This window comes from Priestia sp. J2 (genome assembly GCF_020790095.1).
Taxonomy (GTDB): domain Bacteria; phylum Bacillota; class Bacilli; order Bacillales; family Bacillaceae_H; genus Priestia; species Priestia zanthoxyli.
In genome coordinates, this window is record NZ_CP086208.1 from 3,224,804 (window position 1) to 3,238,219 (window position 13,416).

16 protein-coding genes are annotated in these 13,416 nt (G+C 39.7%); 3 read left to right on the top strand and 13 right to left on the bottom strand.

Annotated features, from left to right (window positions below; translation table 11 throughout):
• Positions 1-7: 7 nt before the first annotated feature.
• The 6 genes from LJY09_RS16485 to LJY09_RS16510 all read right to left on the bottom strand — a co-directional run bounded on the left by LJY09_RS16485 (position 8) and on the right by LJY09_RS16510 (position 5,318).
• Positions 8-703, bottom strand: a complete 696-nt coding sequence (locus LJY09_RS16485) for an ABC transporter ATP-binding protein (protein ID WP_028414512.1) — start codon at positions 701-703, stop codon at positions 8-10.
• Positions 703-1,788: an ABC transporter permease gene (locus LJY09_RS16490; RefSeq protein ID WP_028414513.1), complete on the bottom strand. Its 1,086-nt coding sequence runs from the start codon at positions 1,786-1,788 to the stop codon at positions 703-705. The genes LJY09_RS16485 and LJY09_RS16490 overlap by 1 nt, the downstream gene beginning before the upstream one ends.
• A gap of 72 nt (positions 1,789-1,860) precedes the next feature.
• Positions 1,861-3,243 (bottom strand): sensor histidine kinase, encoded by a 1,383-nt coding sequence (locus LJY09_RS16495; protein WP_028414514.1) that lies wholly within the window; start codon positions 3,241-3,243, stop codon positions 1,861-1,863.
• Complete coding sequence (locus LJY09_RS16500; RefSeq protein ID WP_028414515.1) at positions 3,240-3,914, bottom strand: response regulator transcription factor; 675 nt, start codon at positions 3,912-3,914, stop codon at positions 3,240-3,242. The genes LJY09_RS16495 and LJY09_RS16500 overlap by 4 nt, the downstream gene beginning before the upstream one ends.
• Before the next feature lie 163 nt (positions 3,915-4,077).
• Positions 4,078-4,959 carry a PhzF family phenazine biosynthesis protein gene (locus LJY09_RS16505; protein WP_028414516.1) on the bottom strand — a complete coding sequence of 294 codons (882 nt, stop codon included), beginning with the start codon at positions 4,957-4,959 and terminating at the stop codon, positions 4,078-4,080.
• A gap of 14 nt (positions 4,960-4,973) precedes the next feature.
• Positions 4,974-5,318, bottom strand: coding sequence for a YunG family protein (locus LJY09_RS16510; RefSeq protein WP_028414517.1), 345 nt, complete (start codon positions 5,316-5,318; stop codon positions 4,974-4,976).
• Positions 5,319-5,508: 190 nt separating this feature from the next.
• Between LJY09_RS16510 and LJY09_RS16515 the strand changes: the two genes are divergently transcribed.
• A complete protein-coding gene (locus tag LJY09_RS16515) occupies positions 5,509-6,282 on the top strand; it encodes a DUF2628 domain-containing protein (protein ID WP_028414518.1) in 774 nt (257 codons plus the stop codon).
• Between the two features lie 58 nt (positions 6,283-6,340).
• On the opposite strand, the gene LJY09_RS16520 is transcribed toward LJY09_RS16515, so the two are convergent.
• The 3 genes from LJY09_RS16520 to LJY09_RS16530 all read right to left on the bottom strand — a co-directional run bounded on the left by LJY09_RS16520 (position 6,341) and on the right by LJY09_RS16530 (position 8,783).
• On the bottom strand, positions 6,341-7,477 hold the full coding sequence (locus tag LJY09_RS16520) for a sensor histidine kinase (protein ID WP_028414519.1): 1,137 nt from the start codon (positions 7,475-7,477) through the stop codon (positions 6,341-6,343).
• A gap of 80 nt (positions 7,478-7,557) precedes the next feature.
• The gene (locus LJY09_RS16525) at positions 7,558-8,130 is read right to left on the bottom strand and encodes a GNAT family N-acetyltransferase (RefSeq protein WP_028414520.1); all 573 of its coding nucleotides are present in this window, start codon (positions 8,128-8,130) and stop codon (positions 7,558-7,560) included.
• A gap of 347 nt (positions 8,131-8,477) precedes the next feature.
• Positions 8,478-8,783 carry a hypothetical protein gene (locus LJY09_RS16530; RefSeq protein WP_051418588.1) on the bottom strand — a complete coding sequence of 102 codons (306 nt, stop codon included), beginning with the start codon at positions 8,781-8,783 and terminating at the stop codon, positions 8,478-8,480.
• Between the two features lie 516 nt (positions 8,784-9,299).
• Between LJY09_RS16530 and yjcZ the strand changes: the two genes are divergently transcribed.
• On the top strand, positions 9,300-9,449 hold the full coding sequence (gene yjcZ / locus LJY09_RS16535; protein WP_014459214.1) for a sporulation protein YjcZ: 150 nt from the start codon (positions 9,300-9,302) through the stop codon (positions 9,447-9,449).
• Positions 9,450-9,747: 298 nt separating this feature from the next.
• On the opposite strand, the gene LJY09_RS16540 is transcribed toward yjcZ, so the two are convergent.
• From LJY09_RS16540 to LJY09_RS16550, 3 genes are all read right to left on the bottom strand, one after another.
• The gene (locus LJY09_RS16540) at positions 9,748-10,194 is read right to left on the bottom strand and encodes a GNAT family N-acetyltransferase (protein WP_155009978.1); all 447 of its coding nucleotides are present in this window, start codon (positions 10,192-10,194) and stop codon (positions 9,748-9,750) included.
• 20 nt (positions 10,195-10,214) lie between these two features.
• Positions 10,215-10,598 (bottom strand): MerR family transcriptional regulator, encoded by a 384-nt coding sequence (locus LJY09_RS16545; RefSeq protein ID WP_025751010.1) that lies wholly within the window; start codon positions 10,596-10,598, stop codon positions 10,215-10,217.
• 364 nt (positions 10,599-10,962) lie between these two features.
• Positions 10,963-11,898, bottom strand: coding sequence for an aldo/keto reductase (locus LJY09_RS16550; protein WP_155009977.1), 936 nt, complete (start codon positions 11,896-11,898; stop codon positions 10,963-10,965).
• 269 nt (positions 11,899-12,167) lie between these two features.
• Between LJY09_RS16550 and LJY09_RS16555 the strand changes: the two genes are divergently transcribed.
• Positions 12,168-12,383 carry a hypothetical protein gene (locus LJY09_RS16555; RefSeq protein WP_028414524.1) on the top strand — a complete coding sequence of 72 codons (216 nt, stop codon included), beginning with the start codon at positions 12,168-12,170 and terminating at the stop codon, positions 12,381-12,383.
• A gap of 34 nt (positions 12,384-12,417) precedes the next feature.
• Here LJY09_RS16555 and LJY09_RS16560 read toward each other — a convergent pair whose 3' ends face one another.
• Positions 12,418-13,338 (bottom strand): DMT family transporter, encoded by a 921-nt coding sequence (locus LJY09_RS16560; protein WP_108674793.1) that lies wholly within the window; start codon positions 13,336-13,338, stop codon positions 12,418-12,420.
• Positions 13,339-13,416: the final 78 nt, after the last annotated feature.

Here is a 13,416-nt window from a genome sequence, read left to right on the forward strand (position 1 = left end):
CACTTTTTTAGACTTGCACGCTATTTGATTCTACTAATTTCCCATCTTCCATCCACACAACGCGATCGCATAAATCCAGCATTCTTTGGTCATGGGTAACCATTACAGCCGCTTTTCCCCTTAGCTTCACTTCATCTGCAAGCATTTGAACGACCGCTCTTCCTCGCTCTGAATCCAAGCTTGCCGTCGGCTCGTCTGCGAAGATAATTTCAGGGTTATTCATCCACGCTCTTGCAATCGCTACCCGCTGGCGCTCTCCGCCGGATAGACTTTCAGGATAGTGATGTTTTCGATGGGCAAGCCCGAGCTTTTCAAGCAAATCATCCGCTCTTTTTTTTGCTTCTTGATTTCGATTTCCTTCTAGTTCCGTGACAAGAAGAAGCTGATCGCGAACCGTTAAATACGGGATTAAATTAGCTGATTGAAAGATAAAGCCGATTTTCTTGAGACGAATGCTGTTCATTTGTGATGGAGACATTTTATTAATCTCGTCTCCGTCAATAATTACACGTCCGCTAGACGGTGAAAGCAGCGCGCCAGCAATGGATAAAAAGGTACTTTTCCCAGAACCAGAAGGACCGACAATCGCCACAAGCTCTCCCGCTTTTACACGCAGCGATAGATCATTTAACACGACTACAGCGTTTTCTCCGTCTCCAAACGACTTGCTAACACTCTCTAAAACTAATTTTTCTTCACTCATTATACAGCCCTCCCAATCGCTTCAACCGCATCTACTTTTGCTACGCGATACAGCGACAATAATGAACTCAGTACAGAAACGGCTATAAACAGCGCGGAGCAGCCTGCGATTAGCGATAAATCCAAGTGAAATGGCATTGAATCAGGCAATATAGCAGCTACTCCGTATGTCAATCCAATACTAATAGCGAGACTGCATAAAGTTAACACAACCACTTGAGATAAAATCGTTCGCGCTAAATAGCTTGTTTTTGCTCCTATCGCTTTTAACACGCCAAACTGATTCATTTTTTGAAGCGTCATCACGTAGAAGAAAACGGCTAAGACAAAAGCTCCAATGATAAACAGAAACGCGACCATCATTAAAAGTGAGCCCTGTTCTTCTTGATAACCCGGAATTCCTTTTAACGCTTCATCCTTACTGATTACATCGATTTCAGCTTCTTTTTTTTGAAGAGTCTGTGCTTGCTGGCTGTTCATATTCAATACGACTGCATTAAAAGCACCTGTGCTTTCAATTGTCTTCCACTCTGTAAGATTAATATGAATAACAGGCGCGTGACTAAACGACTGATTTTTTGTAAAACCAACAATTGTAAAGCTTTTTCCTGAAGCCGTATCTTTTATCGTATCACCTAGCTTTACTCCTTCTTCTTTTAGCGAAGAGTCCGCCACGGCTTCATGTTTCGCATCGTCCGTAATCATCTTCCCTTCCGTTATGTTCGGAGCTAAAAAGCCGCTTGTGCTTATGGCAAAAAACGAGGCGTCTATTTTTTTCTCTTTTCCTTCATTTATAACGGCTGTCATCATCACACCAAGCGGCTCAGCTTTTTTCTTTCCCCTTAGTTGTTGAATATCTTCTGTTTTGTTTGTTGATAAAACAGAGCGCGTCAGGCGCTGATCCGCTTCTTTTTGAAGCGCAACGTAATTTCCTTTCATTTCTTGAACAGCTGAAGCATTGTCAGAGGAAAGCCCTTTTGCTAAGCCTGATACAAAAAGCACAAGCCATACAATTAACACCATAATCACGCCAATGAGTAAGTAGCGCAGCTTCGCATGTTTTAATTCACGTAAAGCCAAAAACATCTTTCTTTCATCTCCTTTTTTCATTCTATTTAAAGTATAAAAACAGAAAATGAATGGAAGATGAACGGCTCATTACATTTTCGGAAGATAGACGTGAAAAGTGCTGCCTTTTCCTTTTTCGCTTTCAACGTGAATGGAACCTCCGTGCATGTCGACAATTTGCTTCACAATCGCTAAACCAAGACCGCTGCTTCCTTCCGTCCGGCTTCTTGCTTTATCTTCCTTATAAAAACGATTAAAAATATGCGGGAGGCTTTCTTTTGACATACCGATTCCCGTATCTTGAAACTCCACGTGGCAATACGTATCTTCCATACCAACGCGAAGAGACAGCGTTCCTCCTTCTTCCGTGAACTTTACGCTGTTAGTAATCAAATTTGTCCACACTTGATGAAGCAGTTTTTGATCGCCTGAAATCATCGTTGAAGGAAGATCCATTTCAATGGCCAATTCTTTTTCACGCCAGCTCCACTCCGTCATGAACAGCACTTGCTTGATTTGAGTTGCAACGTCAAACGTGCTTTTTTCGATATGCTCACTTTCTTTATCAAGTGAAGCAAGCGTAAGCAGCTGTTTGCTGAGGGACGACATGCGCCGGCTTTCTTCTTCAATAATAGACAGATACTCATTTCTTTGTTCATCTGAAAGGTCAGCAGAACGGAGCGTTTTCGAAAACCCTTGAATGGACGCCAGCGGAGACTGAATTTCATGTGACACGTTCGATACAAATTCCTGGCGCATCTCTTCAAGCTGCTCTAAACTTTTAGCCATTTCGGAAAAATGTGAAGCAAGCGCGCCGATTTCGTCTCGGCGCTTTACGTACAGCTCAACGTTGTATTTTCCTTTCGCCACTTGCTTTGTTGCTTCCGTTAGCTTGACGATTGGTTTTACTAAATAACGCGTGCTAATAAGTACAAACAAAATGCTTAATACAATCATCAGCAGTAAAATGACCGAGAAAAAAATGCGCATTTCCCCGAACTGCAGCTGAATATCAGGGCGAATAAACAGCGCTTGCTGCTTGTTACCCTCTCCTTTTAACGGCACGCCGATGGTATTAGCTAACACATTATCAAAAAACCCCGTCACAAACACCTGTGAAGGAAAGTTTGCAATTCCGTGATACATTTTGCCTTCTAACACTTGTTTGACAGCACTCTTTTCTAAGCGCTGGTTTCTAAACTCTCGTCCGTAAAACGTCTCATGTCCAGTGCTGTCCACTACATATATTTGATAGCCAAGTTTACTAATATGCTGTAAATAAGACTGTTGATCTACGCCTCTATTGCTTTCGTAAAAGCTCACAATGTCTTTTGCCATACGCGTAAGCTTTTGATCGTTATAAGGTTTTAAGCTGTACTGATAATAAACGTTCGCCACAATAAACGCGAGGAGACTGCTAAATACCATCACAGCAATCGTTGTCAGGACAATCCGCAAATAGAGCGTCTTCATTTTGCCGTCACCTCAAGCTTATAGCCGACGCCTCGAACCGTCGTAATGACAAAATCATCGGTATGTTCAAACCGCTCGCGCAGCCTTTTTACGTGTACATCAATTGTGCGGTTATCTCCGTTAAAATCCGCTCCCCATATCAGATGAATTAATTCTTCTCTTGTGAAAATTCTTCCTGGATAGCTCGCGAGCTGAGCTAATAATTCAAATTCTTTCATTGGAAGAATGAACAGTCGTCCGCTGCAGTGCACTTCATAGCTTTTTCGGTCAATAGAGGTGCTGTTCAGTACGATCATCTTTTCATTTACCACTTCGTATCGGCGAAGCAGTGCTTTGATTCGGAAAATCAATTCTTTTGGTTCAAACGGCTTTGTCACATAGTCATCCGTTCCCGCTAAAAAGCCTTTTTCTTTGTCTTCGAGCTGATCTTTTGCTGTTAATAAAATAATGGGAAAATCATAGTAGCTGCGTATTTCTTCGCAAACTTCATATCCATCTTTATGAGGCATCATAATATCGACAACCGCTAAATGAATGTGCTGCTTAGCAAGCAGACCCGAAGCTTCCTCTCCGTCTTTTGCTTCATGAACCATATAGCCTTCAAGCTGCAAATAGTGACGAACTAATTGCCGCATATGCTCATCGTCATCCGCCAGTAAAATGTGAATCATTTTTTCTACCACTCCTTTTATGAACCATTTAAAATGGCGGCCTTTTGGCCGCCATCATTTATTCTTTCACTTTCTATCTGTTTACTAGTGTAACCAAACGCCGTGTTCATATTGCGTTTTTATTAGGGTAGAGACTTATTGTGAACAGCAGATGAACAGCTTGTTACAAAATCCATTCACCGCGCGCAATCATCTCTACTTTTCCGCCTACTTTAATGTGAAAAGTTTCTCCGTCATAACTAGCTTTTACATACAGCAGTGAAGGTCTTCCTATTTCGTATCCTTGTTCTACACATATGTCAATAGCTTGCTGATTAAAATAACCGTATTTGACTAAATATGCTGCTAAACAGCCGTTGGCGCTGCCAGTTGCCGCATCTTCTGGAACGCCGTAATAATCAGCAAAATCTCGCACGTTTACGTGATGATCTTCGTGATAGGTTTCCGGTGAAAAGACCATAATTGCTTTTGCTTCCGTGTTTTCTATCAGCTTGAAATATTTTTCTTTGTCTACGTTTATCTCTTTAGCTGCTTCTAATGATGTTAACGGGACAAGGATGACCGGCAGACCCGTGGATACTTCTTGAACGGGAAAACGCATATCGATATAAGTTTCATCAAGGTTTAACACGTCCGCCACCTGCTTTTTATCTAACACTTTCCCAAACGTCGGCTGACCTTGTGTCATCCACAGTACATCTTTTTGTTCATCATATGTAACGGGCGTAGGACCTGCTTTATAATGAAGAATAAGCTCCTCTGTATCTTTTTCTTCTAGTTCTTCTCGGATAACACAAGCGGTACCGAGCGTCGGATGGCCTGCAAATGGTACTTCTTCATTAGGTGTAAAAATCCGCACGTCATATTCTCCTTTTTGCGGAGAAGCCGACGTAATGAACGTCGTTTCAGAGAAATTAATTTCTTTAGCCATTTGCTGCATCTCTTTGTCTGAAAGGCTTCCTGCGTCTTTAAAAACGGCTAGCTGATTTCCCGTATATTTTCTCTGTGCAAATACATCAACAATGGAATACTGAATAGTTTTCATTCCTGTGTTCCTTTCTAACGCAAATTTTTATGTACAAAATGGGTCATTACTTTTTTCTTTAAAGCCTCATATTGCTCCTCATTCGTATCCATAAACGCTTCTTCCCGACTGGATAAAATATCTGCGTAATGGAGAGGCTCACGAAATTGTTCTTGTGTAAAATCATAGCGCTGTTCGTTGAGCTGATTATAGAAATGCCAGCCTTCTTTACACGGAGTTTTTAAAATATCTCCTCCTTTGATATCTTGAACGACAAGAGCTGTCACGCCGCACTGTCCTTTAGCAGGATTGTCAGCCGTCCACTTCGTGCTCGAATGAATTGACCACGATTGATGCAGGGCTTTCTTTAAACGATTCACGTTGGGGAAGCTCCTTTTTCTTCAAATCTACCATATTCTTCTTTTTTATGAAAGTTCTCATTAAAAAATTGACAGCGCAAATATTCTTACTTTAAAAATAATTTAAGGAAGAATAGAAAAATACTAGAAATAATGTATAATAATAGAGTCATTTTAGATGATAGATTATAAACAATGAAAGGTGTTTTAAATGGAAGAACAAGCAGTAAATGAACTCCTGTCTTTTGAAGAAGAGTATAAAGTAGTTCAAACAAATACGCCGTATTATGATTTGAAATGGGGAAAAACAGCCAATCCAGCTAAAAACAACACGTGGAACTGGGCAGCCTTTTTTCTGACAAGCGCTTGGTTTGCATACCGAAAAATGTATAAGCACTTTTTTATTTTAACGCTTATTGAAGTATTTTGGTTTTCCCTTTTGTGCTTTGTAGACATACCAGAGTGGTCGGATGCAATTGTATTCGGCGGTGCTTCACTTATTACAGGGCTATGTGCCAACCGCTGGTATTATAAACACGTTAAAAACGTGTTAGCTCGAGCCGAAGCTCAGCCGGAGCAGCGGAAAGAAGCTTATTTGCAAATAAAAGGCGGCACTCACATCGGAATTGCTATTGGTTTAAGTATCTTAGCGCTTGTGATTACGTTTGGAGTCGGAGCGGGATTATCATATTTACCAACAAAAACAAATATTAAAGATGTGGTTCGCTACGGCGACGAAGCAATTACGCTTGAAACGTACAACGATCATCCAAAATGGACCTATATTAAAAAAGAAGGCCGTCATCACGTTGTACAATTTACCGGCTACGATTATACAGAAAAAGAGCATGTGCGCATTGTGTTTAACGTTTATTTGGATAAACAAATTTACGAATGGGACAAAATTTACATCAACGGCAAAAAGTTAAACAAAAAAGATGCGGAAGACTATGAATACTGGATTGAAGACAGTTCAGCATATTAAAAAAGTCAGCCAAAAAAGAAAGGATGAGTGCGTACTCTCCTTTCTTTTTTGTTTTATCTTAAAGCGTCAAAGGCAGCTTCACCGTCACTACTGTCCCGTTCTCATCACTTTCAATCGCAAGCGTACCGTTATGCTCGTTGATGATCGTTTTACAAATAGAAAGCCCTAACCCCATGCCTGTTCCATCTTTTGTTGAGAAAAACGGATTTCCTACTTTATTAATAATGGATAGCGGAATCCCAGAACCGGTATCTTGAATGTCAATAAGAGCCCAATCTTCCCATTCTTTGATAATAAGATTTACTTCCCCGTGTTTCTTTTTCTCCATTGCTTCAATGGCATTTTTCAAAAGATTCATAAACACTTGTCTCATTTGAGCAGGATCGACTGATACAAGTGGAATGGCTCCTTCTATTCTTACGTTCATTTCGACATTATACAGCGCAGCTTCACTTTTCAAGAAAGCAACGGTATCATGAATAACTTCTACAATCGATACGATTTCTTTTTTAGGCGCTGTTGGCTGCGTGACAAGCAAGAAGTTGTTAATAAGTTCATTCATACGATCCAGTTCATCAAGAACAATTTTTTGAAAAGGCTCTGCCTGCTCATTTTCATTAAATAAAAATTGAATAAAGCCGCGCACCGACTGCATCGGGTTTCGAATCTCATGCGCTAACCCTGCTGCTAGCTGCCCTACGAGTGCCAGCTTATCAAGCTGCAGAATTTTCTCTTCAATTTTCGGCAAAACAGCCGCTTGATTTTTATAAATAATATGAGACAAAATACCAGCCAGCCGGTTTAACCCTTGAATTTCACTTTCGCTAAACGGATAAGGATCCGGATCGACCGCACATAAGGTACCAAACATTCTCCCATCTTCTAGCACAATAGGTGTTCCTAAATAAGAACCTACCCGGGCACCATCAATGATGGCTAAATTAGACGTTCTAACATCGCGTTTTGTATTGGGAATAACAAGGGGTTCATCACACGTGACTAAGTTGCATACCGCAAGCTCTAACGGCAGCATCAGTCCATCCTCTACAAGGCTTCCCCCTTCTTTATTAAAGGCTTTCATAACTGAAAATTGTTCGTCGAAAATCCCTACAAACAGCGTCCTGCTTCCGACTACTTCGCTGGCCATCTGCAATACATCCCAAACGGCTTTTTCATTGATGTTCCTCTCTTCCATTACCTTAGTCACCTACTATTTAAATATAGACTGTTCTATTCTCTTATTCTCATTATAAATTTTAAATGTACAAACGTATATCAAAATTTTAAGAACTCGTTTATTTCTTCTATTTTGTCATTAGGGTTAAGGATAGCTAAGACTTGATGATCTTCCCATATGCCATTAATATTTACATTTTTTCTAGCGATTCCTTCTCTATGAAACCCAGCTTTTTCGAGTACGCGCTGAGAAGGCACATTACGTGGCATCACCCCAGCTTCAATGCGGTGAAGATGCAGCTCTTCAAACGCATAGTCAACAAGTGCTTTTATGGCTTCTGTTGCGTACCCTTTCCCATTATGATGGTGATCTAAAAAATAGCCGATAACTGCGCTTTGTAAAGATCCCCGCATCACTTGAAAAAGACTAATGGTGCCAATTAATTTATTATTCTCTTTTTGAAAAAGACCAAAATAGTATTCTTGATCGTTTTTCCTATTCTCTTCGTGACGCTGAATTTTTTCTACTTGGCTCTCTAATGTATAAAAAGAATGCTCTCGACTCATAGAAAACTGCTTAAAAAAGTCTCGATTGTCCTTTTGCAATCGGAGGCTGTCGTGCGCATCGCTGGCAGTCAACGGGCGCAAATAAATAGTGTGGCTTTCAATCATGTTATGTCTCTCCCTCTTTTACTTCTCACAGAAAGTTGTGTAAAAAGAATGCTTCGTTAATATCTTCCATTTTCTCACATAGTAAGCGTTTCTTACTGTAATGTAAAGAACCAAAAGCACGATTCTAACATCTTTTCTTTATCTCTTCCTGCCACTATTTTTTATTTCTTCACTATGTAAAATCAAAAACCACCTGGAAAAATGACCAGGTGGTTTTATATATGAGATGGGGTGTACGTTCTGATTCACTGTGGATGGATATAATGCCTTACGTTTCCAAACAGACTTCCTTATAGAAAAGAATGATATAAAAAATACTTCTTCTGAGATTTTTCTTTTATTTATATTTAACAGCCGCAGCCAAAGCCATAACCGCCGTAGCCGCCATACGGATAACCACCGTAACCGTATCCGTAACCGCCATAGCCATATGGTGATAGCAGTGAGCCTGCTACTAGCCCACCTGTTAATCCTCCTAAAAATGGACCTCCAAAGCCATAGCCGAATGGTCTGCCAAAGCCAAAGCCAAACGGGCGTCCAAAACCAAACGGTCTGCCAAAGCCAAACGGCCTGCCAATAAACCTTTCATCTGCGTGTTGAAGTTGATGATCTTGAGCATACATAGTAGGTAAAAAATGCATTTCTGAATCCATAAGAGAAACCTCCGTTTTTTTATTTTTTACTTTCACCCAAGAATATGCATTTACCTATTCGCTGTCTTGGGCAAATATCTTGGTTATGCTGAAAATAAGGGAAAAGAATTACAAAAAAAAGCAAATGACTAAGTTTATATGAAAATGAGCTTGATTTCTCTTTAGTACCTAATACATACAAAAGAAGCGGATCCTGACTTAGAAGGGTATACGGAAAGTACTAACATGTTTACTTCATAGTAAAAAACAAGAAGCCGAAGAAAAAATTCTTCGGCTTCTACTTCATTATGTACGCAGGCTAAGGAGGAAGTGGTATTAGCCTGCTTCGTTATAACATGGGGGCTCATATATGAGATCTTGGGATGATTCATCCTATGTAGAAAGTGAAAAAAAGTACCGTGTCCATCTTATTTTCTTATCTTTTTTTATTTTCATTGAAATCATTGGATATTTTTGGAGCACTTTTGCATTTCAGGCATATGTTAAAAATGTACTCAGAACTTGGAGGTGAACTATATGGGCTTCTATGGTGGCTGTGGTTATGGCGGTTACGGTTACGGCGGTGGCGGCTGCGGATTTGGCAGTGGCTTTGCTTTAATCATCGTATTATTCATTTTATTAATCATCATCGGCTGTGCTTGCTGGGGAGGATTTGGCGGTTGCTAATCATTAGAAATAATGATGAACAGCTTCATTTTCACTAATTTTTTTACCAAAAGCTAGCTTTCCACTTTATTATGAAAAAGCAGTGTCCACATAATGGGCACTGTTTTTAGGTGTGCTCACAATGAGACTCACCACTGAGAAAAAAACACGGGCTTTTTAATCTACCGTTCCTTGTTTACGCCTTCTCATTACCTTATTTTTCTTGTTCATACTTCCCTTTCTTCTACATATTAATAGGTAAAAAGAGTAATTAAAAAGAGAGCCACTCTGCAGCTCTCTTCCCGCTTTATGTAAAAAATTATACAAACGATTTTTTCAAGACGACCCGCTGATCATTTACAGTATAGCCGTTTCTTTCATAAAAAGCCTGTGAAGCTCCTCCAGTCGCCGTTAAGAGATACAAGCTGTTGATATCGTGTCTTTGAAGTTCGTTCTCAAACCGGCTTAAGATAGCTGAACCATATCCTTTTCCTTGCACGCTTGCACTGACGCAAAGCTCGGCCACGTAAAAGGTCATACCGCTGTATGATTTTTTCGCGTGACCTGCAATCATTCCAATCAACTCTCCTTGGTCATAAAATAAATAGCCTATAAATTTAGGCGTGTTCAGTAGATTAGTCAGCCTTTCTTTAGCTGATTCTTCCGTCCATGGTTCATTCCAAGGCTTTTTTGTAAATACATCTAGATACAAGTCAATGCACTGCTGTATATTCTCTGCAGTGAGAGGTACTACTTTTTCGATCATTTTTACGCTTCCTTTTTTGTTTAGTTTGAAGGCTTGTTAACAATTCGCTCGTACATTTCCGGCAGGTGCTTAATTTTATAATCAATCGTCTCAAGCTTGTGATGGATTTCTTCGATTTCTTTTTGCACCGCTTTTTTATGGTCCATCAGCATTTGCAGACTTTTATCAAGCACGGCATTTTCAAGCGTACAGTTTTCAATAAGCGTTCGAATATCCTTGATTTGCATACCCGTGCTTTTTAAACAGCAAATTAAATCAATCCATTCAATATCTTGTTCTTTAAAAATACGATTTCCTGACGCTGTACGATCTAAAAATGGAAAAAGCCCTTCTTTATCATAATAGCGAATGGTATAAATTGTCACGTTCAATTTCTTCGCAACTTGTGAAATGGTATACGTCATACTGCTTCCTCCTACATCTTAACCTTCTCAGAAAAACATCATGATTTTGCCTTGACCTCTAGTTATCTCGAGGATTTATTCTTTTAGAGTCTTCTTCATTGCGCTTTTTATGCTGCAGACTTTTTGTACAAGCAGCAACATACATTCAACTCAGAAAGGATGATACGATGAATACTGCTCACATGATGCTTACCATTGTAATCGGCGGTTTTATTGCCTTTTTATTAGGTTTTGGCGTCACAAAAATAATTGAGCTGCTGCTAACTCTTTTTCTAGCTTAAACAGTAGTTCTTATCGTAAAACGCAGGTAACTCCGTTCTATGTTCGAACGGAGTTACCTGTTTTATTTTAGAGACTAAAGCGGTTAAGGCACCATGTTGCCAGCGGCTTTATAAATATCGTACCATTCTTGGCGTGTTAACTTGATTTCTGAACCTTTGCTTGCATCTTTCATACGTTGAATATTTGTCGTACCAAGTACTACTTGAATATTTGCAGGATGCGTTGTAATCCACGCAACGGCAATCGCTGTATTCGTCACGCTATATTTACTTGCGATGCGATCAATTACTTCGTTTAGCTTTCCAAATTTCTCTTTATCACCTAGGAAAGGACCTTCAAAAAATCCGTTTTGGAACGGCGACCATGCTTGAAGCGTGATATCGTTCAAACGGCAATATTCAAGCACGCTGCTGTCGCGGTTAACAGCTTGATCAATTCCCATGTTTAACGAAATACCAGAATCAATGATTGGCGTATGTGCGATGCTGAACTGCACTTGGTTTACGACAAGCTTTTGGTTAATATATTTTTCAAGCAGCTGAATTTGCGCTGGGTTGTGATTCGATACACCAAAGTGACGTACCTTTCCGCTGCTTTGCAGTTCGTTAAATGCTTCTGCTACTTCTTCAGGGTCCATTAGTGGATCTGGACGATGCAGTAATAAAAGATCTAAGTAATCTGTTTTTAAACGCTCTAAGCTGCCGTTAACAGAGTCTATGATATGCTTCTTTGAAAAGTCATAGTAATTTTTCGCTGCGTTAATGCCGCATTTGCTTTGAATCACCATTTTTTCACGAAGACTTGGGTTCATTTGTATAGCGTTTGCAAAATATTCTTCGCATTGCCCTACATAATCAGGACCGTAAATATCAGCATGATCAAAAAAGTTAATTTCTTCTTCCATCGCTGTGCGGATTAGCTTCTCTGCTTCTTGTAAAGAAAGCTCTGTTAAACGCATGTTTCCCATAATTAAATTTGATACGTGTAAGTCAGTATTAGCAATTGTATGATACTTCATGTAAAGCCCCTCCTTGAAATGATACTACTACAAGATAAACCATAGAGTTAACTCTAGGTCAAGCAGAAAGAATAAAAGATTTTGCAAGCAGCGGCGGTAAAACACCCTATCTTTTTTGGTAAAAAGATGAAATACTAGGTTGTGGTGTGATAAAAGTCACTGCCGCTTTGCATTTGATTTAGTAGTATATGTTACGTTCTTTTCTTCCTTTTTATCAAAGCTTATTTCATAGCAATACATTAATTTATCAGGCAAAGGAGTTTATCACCATGGAGAAAACGAAAACAAAACAATTTGAAATACATTATTCCGTTCTAAAAGATGAAGCCAAAATCAAAGGAACTTTTGTAGTAGAAGCTGCTAAAAACCGAGATGACGCATCAAGACTTGCTAAATTAAATGTCTCTACAAAAGAAAGAGTGTTTATTCAATATGTAAAGATTTTAAAAGTCAAACGAGTTTCTACAGATTCGGCGGCAAAGTGACATTGGTTTGCTTCTTCTTTTAGCAAGCCCCCATTTATGCTGAAAGTGTCGTCTCAGAAGATACTTGTTTCGTTCGTGTGAGTAATAGAACTAATCCAATAATACAAGCTGTGCCCATCCATTGATAAAAACCAAAAGGCTCTTTCAGCCAAACAACGGTTGTGATAACAGCGGCTAAAGGCTCTAAACTTCCAAGCAAACTCGTTTCTTTAGGTAAAAGACTTTGCAGACTTTCTACATAAAACCAAAAAGCAAGCATCGTGCCAAAAATAATGACAAATAAAATATATCCCCAGGTTATTGGTGATAAGCTTGACGCTTCCCAAGGAGGATGAATAAAGCTCATTACGCTTCCCCCAATTACCATTGACCAGCCAACGATAACAAGCGAACTGTACTTTTTGATCAGCGGAACTGCATACAGCGTATAAAAAGCAGCCGCTACGCCTGACAGCACTCCCCAAACAACGGCAGATACAGGAACAGACAGCTGAGAAATAGAGCCGTTTGTTAATAAAAAAAAGCAGCCCCCCAGTGCCAGCAGAACAGTGATGACGTCTTGTCGCGTAAATATAGACTGCTTGCGCAAAAGCAAATAAATGATAATCATCACTGGTGATAAATACTGCAGCAGCGTAGCTACTGCTGCATTTCCATGCTTAATAGAAGCCATATACGTATACTGAACGGCGAGCATACCAGCTATGGCAAAAACGACGAGCTGAAAAGCTGACTTTCGGTTCTTCCATACTCCAAGTACGTGAGAATGATTCCTTTTTATACATGAAATCATTAGCAGCAAAAAACCCGCAGTGAGCAGCCGTACTGAAACAAGCCAGTCTACACTGATTTCAAATTCTTGAAAAAGCTTTTGAGCAACCGTTCCTCCCATCCCCCAACATATAGCTCCCGTTGTTACAAAAAAGAAACCTTTTTTTCTGCTGAGATCGTTCATCTTTCATCCCTCACTTTTATTATAAGAATAGTGTTATAATAAATGAAAAACGGGGCAGAAAATACGCATATTGCATTA

Excerpts from the sequence above, each read along its gene's own strand:
- LJY09_RS16515 (WP_028414518.1), top strand. The coding sequence starts at position 5,509 with ATGGAAGAACAAGCAGTAAATGAACTCCTGTCTTTTGAAGAAGAGTAT.
- LJY09_RS16560 (WP_108674793.1), bottom strand. The coding sequence starts at position 13,338 with ATGAACGATCTCAGCAGAAAAAAAGGTTTCTTTTTTGTAACAACGGGA.
- LJY09_RS16555 (WP_028414524.1), top strand. The coding sequence starts at position 12,168 with ATGGAGAAAACGAAAACAAAACAATTTGAAATACATTATTCCGTTCTA.
- LJY09_RS16550 (WP_155009977.1), bottom strand. The coding sequence starts at position 11,898 with ATGAAGTATCATACAATTGCTAATACTGACTTACACGTATCAAATTTA.
- yjcZ (WP_014459214.1), top strand. The coding sequence starts at position 9,300 with ATGGGCTTCTATGGTGGCTGTGGTTATGGCGGTTACGGTTACGGCGGT.
- LJY09_RS16530 (WP_051418588.1), bottom strand. The coding sequence starts at position 8,783 with ATGGATTCAGAAATGCATTTTTTACCTACTATGTATGCTCAAGATCAT.
- LJY09_RS16540 (WP_155009978.1), bottom strand. The coding sequence starts at position 10,194 with ATGATCGAAAAAGTAGTACCTCTCACTGCAGAGAATATACAGCAGTGC.
- LJY09_RS16545 (WP_025751010.1), bottom strand. The coding sequence starts at position 10,598 with ATGACGTATACCATTTCACAAGTTGCGAAGAAATTGAACGTGACAATT.
- LJY09_RS16485 (WP_028414512.1), bottom strand. The coding sequence starts at position 703 with ATGAGTGAAGAAAAATTAGTTTTAGAGAGTGTTAGCAAGTCGTTTGGA.
- LJY09_RS16490 (WP_028414513.1), bottom strand. The coding sequence starts at position 1,788 with ATGTTTTTGGCTTTACGTGAATTAAAACATGCGAAGCTGCGCTACTTA.
- LJY09_RS16520 (WP_028414519.1), bottom strand. The coding sequence starts at position 7,477 with ATGGAAGAGAGGAACATCAATGAAAAAGCCGTTTGGGATGTATTGCAG.
- LJY09_RS16525 (WP_028414520.1), bottom strand. The coding sequence starts at position 8,130 with ATGATTGAAAGCCACACTATTTATTTGCGCCCGTTGACTGCCAGCGAT.
- LJY09_RS16495 (WP_028414514.1), bottom strand. The coding sequence starts at position 3,243 with ATGAAGACGCTCTATTTGCGGATTGTCCTGACAACGATTGCTGTGATG.
- LJY09_RS16505 (WP_028414516.1), bottom strand. The coding sequence starts at position 4,959 with ATGAAAACTATTCAGTATTCCATTGTTGATGTATTTGCACAGAGAAAA.
- LJY09_RS16500 (WP_028414515.1), bottom strand. The coding sequence starts at position 3,914 with ATGATTCACATTTTACTGGCGGATGACGATGAGCATATGCGGCAATTA.